Origin of the sequence: Paraburkholderia sp. GAS42, assembly GCF_050436565.1 — a bacterium.
Lineage (GTDB): Bacteria > Pseudomonadota > Gammaproteobacteria > Burkholderiales > Burkholderiaceae > Paraburkholderia.
This window is the reverse complement of record NZ_JBNDML010000013.1, coordinates 44,320-60,845: the sequence shown is the minus strand read 5'-3', so window position 1 is coordinate 60,845 and position 16,526 is coordinate 44,320. Positions and strand designations below refer to the sequence as shown.

Genomic DNA, 16,526 nt, shown 5'->3' with positions numbered 1-16,526 from the left:
AAGCATTGCCCGATCGGGATGAGATGCTCTCACCTCCGGATGCAGTATCATCCATGGACGGAATTCGCCAGTCGCCCCCACCTGGGAGCCGAATCGGCCAAGGGATGTCAAGTGCAGTTCGAGTTTGGAGACTACGTGATCGACCCGGAACGCCGGGAGCTTTCGCATCGCGCGAAAGTCGTACCTGTCGGGCCTCAGGTCTTCGATCTGCTCCTGCATCTTGTTAGGAACCGCGACCGTGTCGTCAGCAAGGACGACCTGCTGCAGGAGGTATGGCGCGGCCGAATCGTCTCGGAATCGACGATCACCAGTCACATCAATGCGGTCCGCAAGGCCATCGGCGACACCGGCGAGGAACAGCGCTTGGTCAGGACTGTCGCTCGCAAGGGTTTCCGCTTCGTCGGCGAAATCGGCGAACACATCCCCAGAGAATTGAGGGAGCCGCCGTCCGCGCTCCTCCTACCGGGTAAACCCTCCATTACCGTATTGCCCTTCCAGAACCTGAGCGGCGATCCCGAGAAGGAGTATTTCGCCGACGGCGTGGTGGAGGACATCATCGCTGCGCTATCGCGCATACGCTGGCTATTCGTCATCGCGAGCGACTCGAGCTTCACCTATAAGGGCCGCGCAGTCGAGGTGAAGGACGTCAGCCGCGAGCTTGGCGTGCGCTACGTGCTGGAAGGCAGCATTCGCAAGACTGGCAACAAGGTGCGCATCACAGGGCAGCTCATCGATGCCACGACCGGGGCGCATCTCTGGGTGGAGCGCTTCGAAGGCACGCTGGACGACATCTTCGAACTGCAGGACCAGGTTGCGGAAAGCGTGGTCGGCGCCATCGCGCCGCAGCTCGAGCGGGCGGAAATCGATCGTGCCAAGCGCAAGCCGACGGAGAGCCTGTGCGCCTACGACTATTACCTTCGCGGCGCCGCGAAGGTGCACAGCGGAACGCGCGAATCAATCGAGGCGGCACTGCCCTTGTTCTACAAGACCACCGAGCTCGATCCGGATTTCGCATCGGCCTATGGCATGGCCGGCTGGTGTTATTTCTGGCGCAAGATGAATGGCTGGATGACCGATCAGCCCCGGGAGATTGCCGAGGGCACTCGCCTGGCGCGACTGGCGGTGGAGCTTGGCCGGGACGATGCTGTGGCGCTCACGAGAGGAGCTCATGCACTCGGGCATCTCACCGGCGACCTCGACGGCGGTATCGCGCTGTTCGACAGAGCTTTGCTGCTCAATCCGAACCACGCCCCTGCATGGTCCCTGTGTGGGTCCCTGCACGCTTGTCGCGGTGAAACAGACGCTGCGATTAAGTATTTGGCTCGTGCCATTCGCTTGAGTCCGTTGGACCCGGAAATGTTCAGGATGCAGGCTGGGATGGCGCTGGCCCATTTCTTTGCAGGACGCTTCGACTCCGCTTCGGATTGGGCCGAAATGGCCAAATGGAATCTACCGAGTTTCCTTGCCCCGGTCGGCGTTCTGGCGGCGAGTCACGCGCTCGCCGGACGCATGGACAAAGCGAAGGAGGCGATGCAGCGCCTGCGCACGCTCGATCCGTCACTCCGCGTCTCCAATCTCAAGGACTGGCTTCCGATCCGTCGCCCAGAAGACCTGACCCAGCTTGCGGAGGGGCTGCGGCTGGCCGGATTGCCCGAGTGACTACGGCACGATTGCTTTTCGCCGATGGCGCATACCATGACGAGCAGAGCGTGCTCTCGAACGGCAGCATAGAAGGCAACTGGCGGTCGCACAACAGGTCGCAGTTCCAAGCCCCTTCCTTCGGCGCTTGGGATACGACAAGACAAGAACGAGCTTTGCTGAGCTCTTCCGAGAGGCACTCACTGGTTGATGTTCGTTTGCATGACTCAAGGAACTGGCGAATAAGGACGGAAAGACACGTTCGCGGTGTGGCAGAATTCCCCCCCACCGTGCTGCAGCCGCAGCACGCCCGCCCCGGCCGGCAGCCGACAGCGAACTGATGGATGACCGAACCGACCGTCGACACACCGATCCGCGATGCCATTTTCGAGCACGAGATGTTCGGAGCAGGAAACACCAACTCCGGGTATCTGCTTGAAGGTATCCGCCACGTGGAAGCGACCTGGGTCTTCAGCCCCGCGGAGCTTGCGGACGAACTGAGCTGCATGGCGAAGGAAGGTCTCGTGCTGCGACGAGACGGTTTCGGCGGCGATATTCGCGAGTACTGGGAGGCGACGCGCGCTGGGCAGATAGCCCGGGAGTGCGCTGGCAGCAATGCAAACGGCGCCATCCGGCACTGGTGTCGCGAACCGCCCCTGTGGAGGACCTCGTCATCGCAGTTATCGCGAGCGGTGGGGACGACTGCGACACGCTGGCCAGTGGCGGTCTCGTCGCGGGGGCCTTGGGGATTTACCTGTCCCGCTTAGGTGAGACGGTTTGCAGCACCACACTCGATGCCCTGGTCGTGCGGGGCCTGGTTCGCCGCGATGACGAGGATCTACTCGGCTGGCCATTCCGGTTGATGCTCACTGCGGACGGGCGGCGCCTGTACGCGCACGACGTGGTCCCGCCGCTGGGCCTGCAGCCTCCGGCGACTATCCTCTCGCCAATCGAACCCGAGCGGCTGCCGTTCGACAATCTCGGCCTCGACCCGACACTCGCCGACAACTTGCGATATCGATGGGAGGAGGCCGGGAGATGTGCCGGAGCTCGTGCGTGGCTCGCCGCCACCGCATTGTATGCGTCGATTCTTGAGGTGGTTTTACCGGACTGGTTGGGACGGGACATTGAGCGAGCCAACGCGGCACGTGCGGCGCCGCAGGACAGGCAGCAGCGGGTGCTACCGCTGACGGACTGGTCACTTGCCGCGCTGATCAAGGTCACTACCGAACTCGGGTACATTGATGGAAGTCTCGGGCGCCATGCGCAAGCATTGCGCGAGTCGCGCAATCTGATTCATCCAGACCGCCAGATCCGCGAGCGCAGCACACCCGACGGCGACCTCGCTGCGATCTCCCATCGCGTCGCGCGAGCCGTGCTCGATGCGCTTGCCCGTGCGACGCCGGCACGCGGCGCTCCACTCAGCACAAAAGACTTCCCATGACGGAATAGGCAATCATCCGGCTCTCCATCGAGCGTCTTCGATACAGCGCAAGCTAACGTGAACATGCTACGTGCCCCCACCTCGATCAGTGGCGGCGATTACGCTGCGCTGTTCGGAGCGAGTCCTCGGCGATGCGAAAACCGGATATTATATCGTAGCCGCTACAAGTCGAAAATTCGCTCACTTCAATTATGTCAAGTACCGACGGAAATTGACACCGTCCTCAACAACCGTTGGTATGCAAGAACCTTCTCCCGCATTTTGCGGAATTTTGTTCTAGGCTTCCTGAGTGCGAAATCTAGACCTCCTGCCGCTACGGCTTCTTAAGTCAGCATCGCCCCGAGTTCCGGTACGAGCGTGAACAGGTCGCCCACCAGACCATAATCGGCGACGCCGAAAATCGGCGCTTCCGGGTCCTTGTTGATGGCAACGATCACCTTCGAGTCCTTCATCCCGGCCAGGTGCTGGATCGCACCCGAGATGCCGACTGCCACATACAGTTGCGGCGCGACGATCTTGCCGGTCTGGCCGACCTGATAGTCGTTCGGCACGAAGCCCGCGTCGACGGCTGCGCGCGATGCGCCCAGTGCTGCGTTCAGTTTGTCCGCCAGCGGCTCCAGAACCTTCGTGTAGTTCTCGCCGTTGCCCAGACCCCGGCCACCCGACACGATGATCTTCGCTGACGTCAGTTCCGGACGGTCCAGCTTCGTCACTTCACGGCTCACGAACTGCGAGAGGCCCGTGTCGACTGCCGCGTCGATCTTCTCGACTGCAGCGCTGCCGCCTTCTGCTGCGACCGGGTCGAAACCGGTTGTGCGGACCGTGATGACCTTGATCGGATCAGCCGATTGCACCGTAGCGATTGCGTTGCCTGCGTAGATCGGGCGCTCGAACGTGTCGGCCGAATCCACCGCGGTGATGTCGCTGATCTGTGCGACGTCGAGCTTCGCGGCGATGCGCGGCGCGATGTTCTTGCCGTAGGCAGTCGCCGACGTCAGGATGTGCGTGTAGTCCTTCGCAATATTCATCACGGTTGCCTGGACGTTTTCCGCCAGGCCCGCTTCGAGTTGCGCCGCGTCGGCCAGCAGTACCTTCGAAACACCTGCAATCTTCGCTGCCGCATCCGCTGCAGCCTGTGCGTTGTGACCTGCGACCAGCACGTGAATATCGCCACCAATCTTCTGCGCGGCTGCAATCGTATTCAGCGTCGCAGCCTTGATCGATGCATTGTCGTGTTCAGCAATTACCAGATTCGTCATTTCGTCCGTCTCCTCACAGCACCTTGGTTTCGGTCTTCAGCTTCTCGACCAGCGTCTTCACATCCGGCACCATCACACCGGCGGAGCGCTTCGGCGGCTCGACGACTTTCAGCGTCTTCAGGCGCGGCGTCACATCAACGCCGAGGTCTTCCGGCTTGATGATTTCCAGCGGCTTCTTCTTCGCCTTCATGATGTTCGGCAGCGTCACGTAGCGCGGCTCGTTCAGGCGCAGATCGGTCGTGATCACAGCGGGCAGCGTCAGCGACAGCGTTTCAGCACCACCATCCACTTCGCGCGACACCGTAGCCTTGCCGTCCGCCACAACAACCTTCGACGCGAAGGTAGCTTGCGGCAGGTTCGCCAGCGCAGCCAGCATCTGGCCGGTCTGGTTCGAATCGTCGTCGATCGCCTGCTTGCCGAGGATGACCAGTTGCGGCTGTTCCTTGTCGACCAGCGCCTTGAGCAACTTGGCGACCGCCAGCGGCTGCAGGTCTTCGCCCGACTCGATCAGGATCGCGCGGTCCGCGCCGATTGCCAGCGCCGTGCGCAGCGTTTCCTGCGCTTGCGTCACACCGGCCGACACGGCGATCACTTCGGTCGCCACGCCCGCTTCGCGCAGACGAACGGCTTCTTCAACCGCGATTTCGTCGAACGGATTCATCGACATCTTCACGTTCGCGATGTCGACGCCCGCGCCGTCCGACTTCACACGAACCTTCACGTTGTAGTCGACTACGCGTTTGACCGCGACTAGAATCTTCATGTCTGTTCCTTGACTCTCATGGACCTACTGAATTTACTATCTTGCTTATGCGCCTGCGAAACCTGGCGATGCGAACGCTACCTGACGGTGGGACGATAAAAGCGAGACTATCCCGCCCTGCAAAGCTAGAGCTGCCATGCCTGCACCGCTCACCGGGGATACGACCACCATTAGTTGTCTTTCGCAGACTCGCTCATCAAACGTCCAACCGTTCAATTCACATGGCGGATCTCACTCCCTTCCCCGTTGCTAGCCTGGTAATGTGAAACGGCCAATTGCATCGCGCAGGCTGGCGACCTGATCGCGCAACGAGTGCGCGGCAGCCGCAGCCTGTTCGACCAGCGCTGCGTTCTGCTGCGTCACCTCGTCCATCTCGCCGATCGCACGATTCACCTGCTCGATACCGGCGCTCTGTTCCAGCGACGCGCAGCTGATTTCGTCGAGGATTGCATGGACGCGCGTGACCGCCTTCACGATGTCACCCATCGTCGCGCCCGCGTTCGATACCTGCTCGGCGCCCGCCTCAACAGCCTGCGTCGATGCACTGATCAGATCCTTGATGTCCCGCGCTGCCGCCGCCGAGCGCTGTGCGAGGCCGCGAACTTCCGAAGCGACCACCGCAAAGCCGCGCCCTTGCTCGCCAGCGCGCGCCGCCTCGACCGCGGCGTTCAGCGCGAGGATGTTGGTCTGGAACGCAATGCCGTCGATCACGCCAATAATGTGGCCGATCTCCCGGGAAGTGCTGGTGATATCGCCCATGGTATGCACCACGCCGTCGACGGCCCGGCTGCCTTGTCTCGCAACATCGGCGGCCTCGCTCGCGAGGCGCGCTGCCTGCTCGGCGCTCTGGGCGTTGCGTTTCACGTTGGCGGTCATCTCGTCCATGCTCGACGCCGTTTGCACCAGCGCGGCGGCCTGCTTTTCCGTGCGGCTGGAAAGGTCGGCATTGCCGGAAGCGATTTCGTGCGCACCGACGTTGACGTTCTCCGCGCCGGCCTGCACGCGCGCTACCGTTTCGACGATCCCGTCGCGCATGGTGGCAAGCGCCAGCATCAGGCTCGGCCGTTCGCCGTTACGCACCGGGACGTTGGCGCCGAGGTCGCCCTGCGCAATCCGCTGCGCCGCGGCGACCGCCACTTCCATTTCGCCACCAAGCGCACCAAGAACGCTACGCACCACGAAGCCCATCACCAGCGTGGAGACGCCGGCAAGGACCGCAGTGACGGCGAGCCAGCGCGCCAGACTGGCGTAGAACTCGTGATCGATATCGTCCATGTACATGCCAGTCGCGATGTACCAGTCCCACGGTGCGAAGTGCGCCACGTAGTTGGTCTTGACTGCGCGAAGGTCGCTGTCGGGCTTGCGGCCCACGTAGTCGGCAAAGCCGCCGCCAGGCCGATCGCCGGCAGCGACCAGCTTTGGAAACAACGGCTGTCCGGCTCCATCCATCATCCGGCTGGCATCCTTGCCGGTCATCTGCGGCAGGAACGGATTCATCACGATCACGAGATGCGAATCGATGATCGCCACATAGCCGTCCTCACCATAGCGCAGGTCGGCCAACACCGCCAACGCCTGCCTGCGCGCGTCCGCGTCGCTCAGCGCACCCTGCTGCGCGAGCCCATAGTAGTGGCCGGCGAGGCTCTGGGCCTGCTGCACGAGCGCCCGCAACTGCTCGCTGCGATCGGCGAGCATGGACGAGCGCGCCTGCCACGCGCCAAACGCGCCGATCAGCACGAGGCCGATCCACAGCAAGGCGATCATCGAAAGAAGCTTGCGGTTCAATGTCATCTTCATAGATGAGGAAGGCAATACAGTTCGGCCCGACGCGCGCGCCGAACTCAACGCGCGACGATCATGCATACGGCCGACGCCGTTGCAACGAGCTTATCGTCCTGCCACAGCTCTCCGTTCACGTTGCACACACCGCGCCCCCTGCGCACCAGCGTCGCCCGGCCAACCAGGCTGCCGGGCTTCGCGGGCCGCAGGAACGAGCTGTTCAGGCTAAGCGTGGCGCACTGTTCGCCTTCAGCCAGTGTCGACGTCACGAGCGTCGCCGTCACGTCGTCGAGCATGGCGCACAGCATGCCGCCCTGCACCTGACCCGCCGGGTTAAGGAACGCCGGCGCGCCCACGTACTGCGCCTCAAGCGTGCCGTCTACAAGTGACAGGAATCTCCCGCCAAGCGTTGTCGTCACCGCCGGCAGCGAGCCGTTCGTGCCGTACAGGCGCGCGAGAGTCTGTTTCTCGTCGATTTCCATTGATGGTCTCCTATTTTCGAGGCAGCTTGGGGTTCGAAGCCCAAGCGCTTTTCGCATTGCTTCGAAGCCTATTCGCCGCGAAACACCGGTTTGCGCTTCTCCTGCCACGCCAGCGCGCCTTCACGCAGGTCCTGCGATGCGTCCGCCTGCGTGACGTCGCGCCAGAACTCGTCTTCGTCTAGCGTGCCGCATGCAATCCGGTTCAGGTGCTTCTTCATGCCGAGCAGCGCCAGCGGCGCCATCCCGGCCAGGTCGCCGCTTAGGCGTTCGACTTCGTCGCGCAGCGCGGCTGGCGCCACCACCGCATCGAGAAACCCGCAGGCCTGCATCTGCGCGGCATCGAACGTCGCGGCCGCAAGCAGCAGCTTCTTTGCCGTATTCAGTCCGAGCCTCGAAACATAGCGCTGCAGGCCGTCGCGATAGAACAGCAGGCCAAGCCGCGCAGCCGGCACGAACATCTGGCTCGTTTCAATGCCGATCCGAAAGTCGCAGGCGAGCGCGAGATCGGTTGCGCCGCCGTACACGCCACCGTTGATCGCTGCGATCGTCACCGGCCGCGCGCGCTCCAGCTCGTTGGCGAGCACCTCGAAGCTCGCGCCCGCGTCGCCGTCGCCAATGCTGCCAATGTTGAAGCCAGCGCAAAAGTGCCGGCCTTCGGCGCATAGCCGCAGTACGAGCACGTCGCGCCGCGCGTCTACGTCGCGGATGAAGCTGCGCAGCGTCGCGAGGTCTTCCGGTTCGAGACGGTTCGCCATCTCGGGGCGACGCAGCGTGATCGTCGCTATCGGACCGGCGACGGTGAGTTCCGGCGCAAAGCCGGACGAATGGGTGACGGGCTTCGGGGTCATCTAGAGATCAATGGAAGTTGTAGATCTGCATGGTCGTCTCGCCCGACTCAATGCGCTTGCAGATCGTGGCCTCATCGGCCTCGCGCTTCGCGGCCATCTCGACTACGTCCGCCGCACGCGCACGCGGGATGGCAACGACGCCGTCCCGGTCGCCGACAATCAGGTCGCCCGCGTTGACCGTTACGTTACCGATCAACACCGGTTCGTTGATCCAGCCAATCGCACCATAATCCTTGCCCGTCCCACGAATCGACAGGCCGCGCGAAAACACCGGGAAGCCGATCTGCTCGAGCAGGTCCGCGTCGCGCACAGCAGCGTCGATCACGAGACCGGCGAGACCGCGCACCTTTGCCGCGGTTGTCATGACTTCACCCCAGTAGCCATGCTCGTAGATGCCGCTGGTGTAGACCACCAGCACATCGCCCGGTTGCGCGAGCACAAGCGCGCGATGTAGCCATAGGTTGTCGCCGCCGGGCGAATGCACGGTAATTGCCGCGCCACAGATTCTGAAGCCCGGCGCCACAGGCCTGATCGCCGCCGGCAGCGCACCGACCTTGCCGCCGGCTTCGTGCAGCGTCGCCGCAGGCAACGTGCGCGCGGTCTCGACCACGCTCGCCTCGACGCGTTCAATCGCGGTGCGCACCGTCGTTGCCGAATCGTGTTCTTTCATGTTTATTTCCCCCGAGTCTGCAACTGGTGATACTTGAACTGTTTGCGCGCCTCGTCCAGACGCATGCCGCCGCGACAGGCTTCGCGGATTGCGTCCTCTGCATGCTGGACGGTCTCGGCCGCGTCGAGCACAGCGTCCTCATGCTCGCGCGGGATCACGATCACACCGTCGGCATCCCCGCGCAGGATGTCACCAGGCTGAACGCGTGCCTCGCCGATATTGACCGGAATGTTGGTCGCTTCGACCTGCACGCGATCCTTGCCTGTACGCATCCAGTGATCGCGGCTGAACACGGGATAGCCGAGCTTCAGACACAGGGCGACGTCGCGGCACACGCCATTGATCACCGTGCCGCCCAGGCCGCGACGGTGTGCGATCTCGGTCAGGATGTCGCCCCAGACGGTCGCGTCTGCGCGCCCACCGTTGTCAAGCACGACGATCGCGCCGGGCGGCACGTCGTCGATGTAGTCGCCGACCGTCCCAGGCGGGTTCGAGGCAGGACCGTACTTGAGTGTCCAGGCGCGCCCGGCGAGCCTGAAGTGCGTACTGCGGGCCTTGATCCTGTAGCACTGCCCCGTGATGCCGAGTTTGTCGAGTGCATCCGAGAGGGTGGCCGTATCGAGTTTGCCCGCGCGTTCGACGTTGCGATTGTCATTCGTCATGTTACGTATCCTTGTGGATTGTGAATGTGCTCACTTGAGCATGTGTTCGTAGTTGCCACCCATCACTTTCCCGACCGGCGAGCCAGACAGGATCGCCTTGGCCATCGCGGCTTCCTTCGCGACAATCGTCTCGGCAGTGTCGAGCACGATGCCGATGTCACCGGCGCGGATGAAGATCACGGCGCTGTTGTCGGCCACGACATAGTCGCCTGCCTCCACCTGCACTTCGCCGATCTGCACCGGCACGTTGGTGCCCTTCTCGACCACGCGGCCGCGCGCCGTGCGCGCCGTGGTTGCGCGGCTGAACACCGGCAGTTCATAGGCGATGGCTTCGTCGATATCGCGCACCGGGCCGTCGGCCACCACGCCCGCGACCTCGCGCACTTTCGCCGCGAGCGAGAGGAGACCGCCCCAGCAGCCGGCTTCGACACCGCTGCGCTGTTCGACCACGATCACATTCTCGCCATTGGCCTGTTCGATTGCCGTGCAGCCGAGGTGCACTGGCGGTCCCGGCGTCGCTTCGCCGGTGCCAAGCTTCACGGTGATTGCGCGGCCCGCGATCCGCCCCTGGCCCGAGCGCTGCGGCAGTCCGCTCACGACACCGGGCAGTTTGAGTTTGTCGAGTGCGTCCGACACGGCGCAGCAATCGAGCCGGCGCAGGCGCTGTACATTCAGGTCAGTCATGTTGGTTGTTTTCCGTAGATTTCACTGCGGCAGGAAGCCAGGTCAGGCCAGCGTGCGCCATGCGGCGAAACACAGTCCGGTGCCGGTCAGTGCGGGGCTGCGATATCCCGGCGTGTACGAGACCCATTCGAGGTCGAGCGATTTGACCGCTTCGACTGCGATGATCCAGTTGCGGATCTCCGAGCTGCCCGCCTGCAGCTGCTTCGGATCGAGCGCGGCGAGCCAGGCACTGTCCTTGCGGCGGATTGCGTCGATGATGCCGTTGTCGAGTTCCTCGTCGACCACGAAGTGTGACAGGCCGCCCGAGGCGAGCACACCCACGCGCAGGTCTTCGGGGTACGCCTCGATCAGCTCCCGCAACGCAGCGCCGAGCTGGATACAGCGACGCGGCGTGGGCTGATTGGGCGGATCAAAGGTATTCACGATCACCGGAATGACCGGCAGGTCGAGGCCCTGCAGATAGCGGCGATGAATGAACGAGAACGCGTGGCCTTCGTACTGGTTGCGCTCGAGACCGTCCATTGCCGCCATGTCGAAGTCGCGTTCACAGAGTTCGCGAATCATCCAGCGTGCCATGTCCGATCTGACGGGATAGTCGACGTCGACATCGGGCTCCTGCCGCATGGTCCGCGCCCGTGCGTACCAGCTGTCGTTCTCGCCAGTCACACGTTTCGCGTTGCGGATCGTCTCGCCGTAGTAGATCGCGAACGCCGGGTTATTCGTTGTCCGGAACAACTCGGTCTGGTCGTCGCCGACGACGATCAGCACATCGAGCCGGGCGGCACGAATGCGCTCGCGCAACTCGTCCATCGCTGCTTCAGCCTGATCGTAGCGCTCACCCATCTTTTCAGGCGTGACCATCGTCTCGGCGTCAGCCGGCGCGCGTTCGAGCAAATCGTTATAAGTGACGTGATCGCCCGCCCTGTCGAAGTAATGCGGGTTCTTCGGGTCAACTGCGCGGAAGCCATGCTGCCAATCTTCGCGCTGCGACACCAGCATGATGCTGTGCGATGAACCGAATGCGGCCACCAAACGTGCCATATCTTGTCCTTCCGTTCTCTCGTGAGTTGCGCGACGTTCAGACTACGGACGCTTTGCGCCATTGTTCGATCTGCTCGTCTGAGTAGCCGAGCTCCTGCAGGATTGCCTGGCTGTGCTCGCCCTGTTCGGGCGCAAGGCGTGGCGCCGCTTCGCGCGGGTAGCGCGACAGCCGGAACGGCTGCCCGACCAACGCGGCTCCGGTTTTACCCGGCAGATCGACGGGCCAGGTAATGCCGAGATGCCTGACCTGCGGGTCGTCGAACACTTCATCGATCCCATAGATTGGGCCGCACGGCACACCGGCCTTAAGCAGGATTTCGGTCCATTCCTTCGTCGTGCGCGTCTTGAACACCTCGCTGACCGCTTGGTTCACCGCGTCACGGTTCGCGACGCGGGCCGGGTCCGAGTCGTAGCCCGGTGCCCGTGCAAGATCCTCGAGACCGAGCGCGTCGCACAAACGCATCCACATCGTCTGGCCGATCGCGGCGAGGTTGAGGTAGCCGTCCTGAGTCGCAAATACGCCGGTCGGCACCGTGAGCGGATGCTCATTGCCCACCTGCTCCGGCACTTTCCTGTCCACGAGCCATTGCGCCGCCTGGAAGTCGAGCATGGCGAGCTGCGCTTCGAGTAGCGATGTCTGTACCCACTGCCCCTCGCCCGATGCTTCCCGCTCGAGCAATGCGGTCAGAATCGCCATCGCGCAGAAGTGGCCTGCGCACAGGTCCGCAATCGGAATGCCGACGCGCATCGGACCTTCGCCTGGCTTGCCCGTCACGCTCATGAGGCCGCCCATGCCCTGCGCGATGGAGTCGAAGCCGGGCCAGTTCGCATACGGACCGTCCTGGCCGAAGCCCGAGATACTCGCGTACACGAGCCGCGGATTGATTGCGCACAGCGCGTCGGGACCGATGCCGAGGCGGTGCTTCACATCGGGACGGTAATTCTCGATGAACACGTCGGCACGCCGGATCAGCTCGTGAAGAATTTCGCGGCCGGCAGGGTCCTTCATGTTCAGCGTGAGGCTTTCCTTGTTGCGATGCAGATTTTCGTAATCGGCGCGATTGTGATCGCGTCCGCCGATCATGTCGTCGCCGCCCGGCGCGCCCGGCGGAATCTCAACCTTGATCACGCGCGCGCCCATGTCGGCGAACAGACGCATGGCGGTCGGGCCGGCGCGTACACGCGTTGCGTCGATGATCGTGAAGCGCGACAGGGCGCCTTTACGCGGGGTGCCCGCCGTCCAGTCGCCGTTGGATTCGTTAGTCATGTGTTATGCCTCAGGCCGGAGTGAACATCGGAACCGGATAGCCGCCGTCGCTCGGTTTGAAGATCACCTGAACGCGATGGCCGATTTCAAGCGCGGCAGGATCGCAGTCGACGAGATCGGTAAGCATCGTCACGCCCTCGTCGAGCGTCACGTAGGCGAGCGTGTAGCGCGCTTCGTCCTTGCCCATTGTGCTGAACGAGTAAATCGTGCCCTTGCCCGTCGATTCGATCCATTCGGTGTTCGCGCTAAGGCAGTGCGGACAGATGTCACGTGGGTAGTAGTGTGTTTCGCCGCAGTCCGTGCAGCGTTTCACGAGCAGGCGGCCTTTGCTGGCCGCGTCCCAGAACGGCAGTGCCTCCGGCAGCGCGCGTGGTGCGGCAATGCGACGCGGACCGGTGGGCTTCGGGGGTTTGTTCGCGGCCTTGTCGGCCGCCGGATTCTGAATAGTCGTCATCGTTATACCCGTTCCAGAATGAGCGTAGCGGCCGTATGACGTGACGCGAGTGCACCACCGATGCCGCTCGCGAGCGCGAGGTGGCAGTTCTGCACCTGCACGGCGGAATGCGCCTCGCCACGCAGCTGGCGTACCGCCTCGATCACTTTCGTGACCCCACCGCGGTTCGCCGGATGGTTATTGCACAACCCGCCGCCGTCGGTGTTGAACGGCAATTTGCCGACGCCGGAGATCAGACCGCCGTCCTGCACGAACTTGCCGCCCTCGCCCTTCTTGCAGAAGCCGAGATCTTCCAGCTGCATGAGCACGGTGATGGTGAAGCTGTCGTAGAGCGACGCATACCTGATGTCGGCCGGTGTCACGCCCGCTTCCGCGAACGCTGCCGCGCCCGACCACTTCGCCGCCGACCAGGTCAGGTCGATCTTGCCGCCCGCAGCATGTTTCGGGGCCTCGCCCGCGCCACGCACCTTGACGAGCGGGCGCTTGAGTTGCCGCGCAATTTCAGGACGCGCGACGATGAGCGCACCACCGCCGTCGCTCATCACGCAGCAGTCGAGACGATGCAGCGGATCGGCGACCAATGGCGAATTGACCACGTCCTCGACGGTCACGACGTTGCGCAGCATCGCGTTCGGGTTGTACTGTGCGTGGTGCGACGCCGCGACCTTGATCCACGCGAGCTGCTCGCTCGTGGTTCCGTATTCGTACATGTGCCGCCTGGCGACCATCCCGTACAGATTCTGCGTGGCTGGGCCGAACGGCAACTCGAACTGGACTTCGGGTGCATCCGGGTCCGGCGCCCTGAGCGAGAGCGCGGCACCTGCCGCACGCGGGCGGCCGGCCAGCGTGATCAGCGCGACATTGCAGCGGCCGGCTGCGATCGCCTCGGCCGCGTGCGCGACGTGCAGGATCGGCGCGGACCCGCCGCACTCGGTCGAATCAACGTGGCGCAGCTTCAGGCCGAGGTATTCGGCGATGGTGGTCGTGCCGAGGCCCGGCGCGTCGCCCGCGCAGAAGTAGCCGTCGATGTCGTCCTTCGTCAGGCCCGCGTCCTCAAGCGCGCCCTTTGCGACGTCGGCATGCAGACGCGCCACGGAAAGGTCGTCGGCCCTTCGTGTCGGGTGCTCATAGGCACCCACGATGTACGCTTGTCCATTCAGGCTCATGCGGCCTCCTTGCTGAGGCGCTGGGCCGTGAAACGATTCAGGTTCCAGCTGGCGTCGCCGTAGGTCATGTTGATCGCAAACATGCGCTTCGCGTAATGGCCCGCGCGGCATTCCTCGGTCATGCCCATCGCGCCGTGCAGCTGGATTGCCCACTCCCCGGCGGTACGGCACGCGTCGCCAATGAAGGCCTTTGCAGCCGACACGAAACGGGCTCGGCGCTGCGGGTCGTTCTCGTCGACCGCCACTGCGGCCGCGCACGCCATCGACTTCGCCTGTTCGAGCGCGATCAGCAGGTCGGCGACGCGGTGTTGCAGCGCCTGGAACTTCGCGAGCGGCGCGCCGAACTGCGTGCGTGTCCTGAGATGCTCTGCGGTCAACTCGAGCAGTGCTTCCAGCGCACCGACCGATTCCGCGCACAACGCAGCGTTCGCGCGGTCGAGCGCCGCTTCGATCAGTCCGTAGCCTTCGCCGGCTTCGCCGATCAGATCGTCCTTGTTCACGACCACGTTCGAGAACGTGACGTGTGCCGCTTCGCGTGCATCGATCGTCGCAAAGCTCCGCAGCGCGATGCCTGCTGTCTTCGCGTCGATGAGGAACAGGGAGAGGCCATGCTGATCGCCGCGCTCGCCCGAGGTGCGCACAGCGACCACGAATGCGTCCGCGATTGCACCGTCGAATACCAGCGTCTTGGTGCCGTCGATGCGCCAGCCGATACCGGTTTCCTTCGCAGGCACCGCGAGCCGCGCGATGTCGTAGCGCGCATCGGCTTCGCCGACCGCAAACGCGAGCACCTTCTCGCCGGTGGCGGCCGCTTCGAGCCATGGGACGCACTGCTCGACGCTGCCGGCCGCGCCGATCAACGCCGCGGCCGGCAGACCGCTCGCAAGCCAACCCGCGCCGCCGAGCGCGCGGCCCAGTTGCTGGGCGACGAGCATCGTTTCAACTGCGCCATAGCCGCTGCCGCCGTGTTCCGCATCGATGGTGAGCCCGGTCACGCCGAGTTCGGCGAGCCCGCGGCGGCGACGGGCGGCGAGCGCCGCGTCCTCGGCATTGCCGCGCTGATGCGCGGGATATTCGCCGTCGCAGAAGCGGCGTACCGCATCCTGGAGCGCGATGTGATCTTCAGTGAGAGAAAAGTCCATGTTTTATCGTGTCCAGGTTCAGGCATTGAAGAACGCGCGGCTAATCAGATTGCGCTGCACTTCGTTGGTGCCACCGTAGATCGACAGCTTGCGCGCGTCGAAGTAATTGGCCGCTACGGCGATGAGGTCGTCGGGGCCTGGCAGCTCATGGCCAGCCTGGTCGAGCAGCGCCGCTTCGTCGAATGGCACGCCGTGCGGTCCTGCGATTTCTGTGAGCAGCGCGTAGATCGACTGGCGCAGTTCAGTGCCGCGCACCTTGAGCATCGATGCCTCGACTGCCGGCACGCGGCTCTGCTGGTTCGCGCTCAGCATGCGCAGGCCAGTGAATTCGAGCGCCATCAGTTCGATCTCGAAGCGGCTCACGCGCGCCTCGAACAGCGGATCGCCCGCGAGGTCCTGCTGCTTGCCGAGAGCCTTGACACGTGCGAGTTGCTGCTTGCACGAGCCGATCCCAGCGATGCCGGTGCGCTCGTGACCGAGCAGATACTTGCCGTAGGACCAGCCCTTGTTGAGCTCGCCGACGAGGTTCTCGACCGGCACACGCACGTTGTCGAGATAGACCTCGTTGAGGTCGGTGCCGCCTTCGAGCATCCGGATCGGGCGCAGCTCGACGCCCGGCGACTTCATGTCGATAAGGAGGAACGAAATGCCTTCCTGCGGCTTCGCATCGGGATCGGTGCGCACGAGCGCGAACATCATCTCGCACCAGTGCGCATACGAGGTCCAGACCTTGTGGCCGTTGACGACAAAATGATCGCCGTCCTTGTCCCTGGTCAGCACCGCTGTGGTGCGCACGCTCGCGAGGTCCGAACCCGCGCCGGGTTCCGAAAAGCCCTGTGCCCACCACGTTTCACTGCGGCGGATCGCGGGCAGATAGCGTTCCTTCTGCTCGGGCGTACCGAACGCGTGGAGCACGGGACCGAGCATGTTGATGCCGCTTGCGATAATGCGCGGCGCGCCACCAACCAGCGTTTCCTCGTCGAAAATGTACCGTTGCAGCGGGGTCCAGCCCGGGCCACCGGCCTCCTGCGGCCAGGATGGCGTGATCCAGCCACGCTCGTAAAGCCGCGTGAACCATTCGACATAGTCGGTACGCTCGAGACGCAGGCCGAGTTCGGCCTTGCGCCTGAGTTCGGGCGACAGGTTCTGCCTGACGAACTCGCGCACCTCGGCGCGAAATGCGTCGTCCTCTGCGGAGAATTCCAGTCTCATTGATTCATCATCCTT

The 16,526-nt window shown here is 63.7% G+C and carries 16 protein-coding genes; 2 read left to right on the top strand and 14 right to left on the bottom strand.

Annotated elements, in window-relative coordinates:
* Positions 1-111 precede the first annotated feature (111 nt).
* Positions 112-1,659: a winged helix-turn-helix domain-containing tetratricopeptide repeat protein gene (locus tag P3T16_RS19805; protein WP_429343537.1), complete on the top strand. Its 1,548-nt coding sequence runs from the start codon at positions 112-114 to the stop codon at positions 1,657-1,659.
* 637 nt (positions 1,660-2,296) lie between these two features.
* Complete coding sequence (locus P3T16_RS19800) at positions 2,297-3,082, top strand: hypothetical protein (RefSeq protein ID WP_429343536.1); 786 nt, start codon at positions 2,297-2,299, stop codon at positions 3,080-3,082.
* A 323-nt stretch (positions 3,083-3,405) separates the two neighbouring features.
* Here the strand turns inward: P3T16_RS19800 and P3T16_RS19795 are convergent, their stop codons facing one another.
* The 14 genes from P3T16_RS19795 to P3T16_RS19730 all read right to left on the bottom strand — a co-directional run bounded on the left by P3T16_RS19795 (position 3,406) and on the right by P3T16_RS19730 (position 16,511).
* The gene (locus P3T16_RS19795; RefSeq protein ID WP_429343535.1) at positions 3,406-4,341 is read right to left on the bottom strand and encodes an electron transfer flavoprotein subunit alpha/FixB family protein; all 936 of its coding nucleotides are present in this window, start codon (positions 4,339-4,341) and stop codon (positions 3,406-3,408) included.
* Between the two features lie 13 nt (positions 4,342-4,354).
* Positions 4,355-5,104 carry an electron transfer flavoprotein subunit beta/FixA family protein gene (locus tag P3T16_RS19790; RefSeq protein ID WP_429343534.1) on the bottom strand — a complete coding sequence of 250 codons (750 nt, stop codon included), beginning with the start codon at positions 5,102-5,104 and terminating at the stop codon, positions 4,355-4,357.
* Positions 5,105-5,353: 249 nt separating this feature from the next.
* Positions 5,354-6,895, bottom strand: a complete 1,542-nt coding sequence (locus P3T16_RS19785) for a methyl-accepting chemotaxis protein (protein WP_429343635.1) — start codon at positions 6,893-6,895, stop codon at positions 5,354-5,356.
* 50 nt (positions 6,896-6,945) lie between these two features.
* Complete coding sequence (locus P3T16_RS19780) at positions 6,946-7,365, bottom strand: PaaI family thioesterase (RefSeq protein WP_429343533.1); 420 nt, start codon at positions 7,363-7,365, stop codon at positions 6,946-6,948.
* Positions 7,366-7,433: 68 nt separating this feature from the next.
* On the bottom strand, positions 7,434-8,213 hold the full coding sequence (locus P3T16_RS19775; RefSeq protein ID WP_429343532.1) for an enoyl-CoA hydratase/isomerase family protein: 780 nt from the start codon (positions 8,211-8,213) through the stop codon (positions 7,434-7,436).
* 7 nt (positions 8,214-8,220) lie between these two features.
* Positions 8,221-8,883, bottom strand: a complete 663-nt coding sequence (locus P3T16_RS19770; RefSeq protein ID WP_429343531.1) for a 4-carboxy-4-hydroxy-2-oxoadipate aldolase/oxaloacetate decarboxylase — start codon at positions 8,881-8,883, stop codon at positions 8,221-8,223.
* Positions 8,884-8,885: 2 nt separating this feature from the next.
* A complete protein-coding gene (locus P3T16_RS19765; protein ID WP_429343530.1) occupies positions 8,886-9,545 on the bottom strand; it encodes an RraA family protein in 660 nt (219 codons plus the stop codon).
* Positions 9,546-9,575: 30 nt separating this feature from the next.
* The gene (locus tag P3T16_RS19760) at positions 9,576-10,229 is read right to left on the bottom strand and encodes an RraA family protein (protein WP_429343529.1); all 654 of its coding nucleotides are present in this window, start codon (positions 10,227-10,229) and stop codon (positions 9,576-9,578) included.
* A gap of 42 nt (positions 10,230-10,271) precedes the next feature.
* Positions 10,272-11,270, bottom strand: a complete 999-nt coding sequence (locus P3T16_RS19755) for a protocatechuate 3,4-dioxygenase (RefSeq protein ID WP_429343528.1) — start codon at positions 11,268-11,270, stop codon at positions 10,272-10,274.
* A gap of 37 nt (positions 11,271-11,307) precedes the next feature.
* Positions 11,308-12,537 (bottom strand): CaiB/BaiF CoA transferase family protein, encoded by a 1,230-nt coding sequence (locus P3T16_RS19750; protein WP_429343527.1) that lies wholly within the window; start codon positions 12,535-12,537, stop codon positions 11,308-11,310.
* 10 nt (positions 12,538-12,547) lie between these two features.
* Entirely contained in the window at positions 12,548-12,991 is a 444-nt protein-coding gene (locus P3T16_RS19745; RefSeq protein WP_429343526.1) for a Zn-ribbon domain-containing OB-fold protein, read from the bottom strand.
* A 2-nt stretch (positions 12,992-12,993) separates the two neighbouring features.
* Positions 12,994-14,157, bottom strand: coding sequence for a thiolase domain-containing protein (locus P3T16_RS19740; protein WP_429343525.1), 1,164 nt, complete (start codon positions 14,155-14,157; stop codon positions 12,994-12,996).
* On the bottom strand, positions 14,154-15,299 hold the full coding sequence (locus tag P3T16_RS19735; protein ID WP_429343524.1) for an acyl-CoA dehydrogenase family protein: 1,146 nt from the start codon (positions 15,297-15,299) through the stop codon (positions 14,154-14,156). The genes P3T16_RS19740 and P3T16_RS19735 overlap by 4 nt, the downstream gene beginning before the upstream one ends.
* Positions 15,300-15,317: 18 nt before the next feature.
* Entirely contained in the window at positions 15,318-16,511 is a 1,194-nt protein-coding gene (locus P3T16_RS19730) for an acyl-CoA dehydrogenase family protein (RefSeq protein WP_429343523.1), read from the bottom strand.
* Positions 16,512-16,526 lie beyond the last annotated feature (15 nt).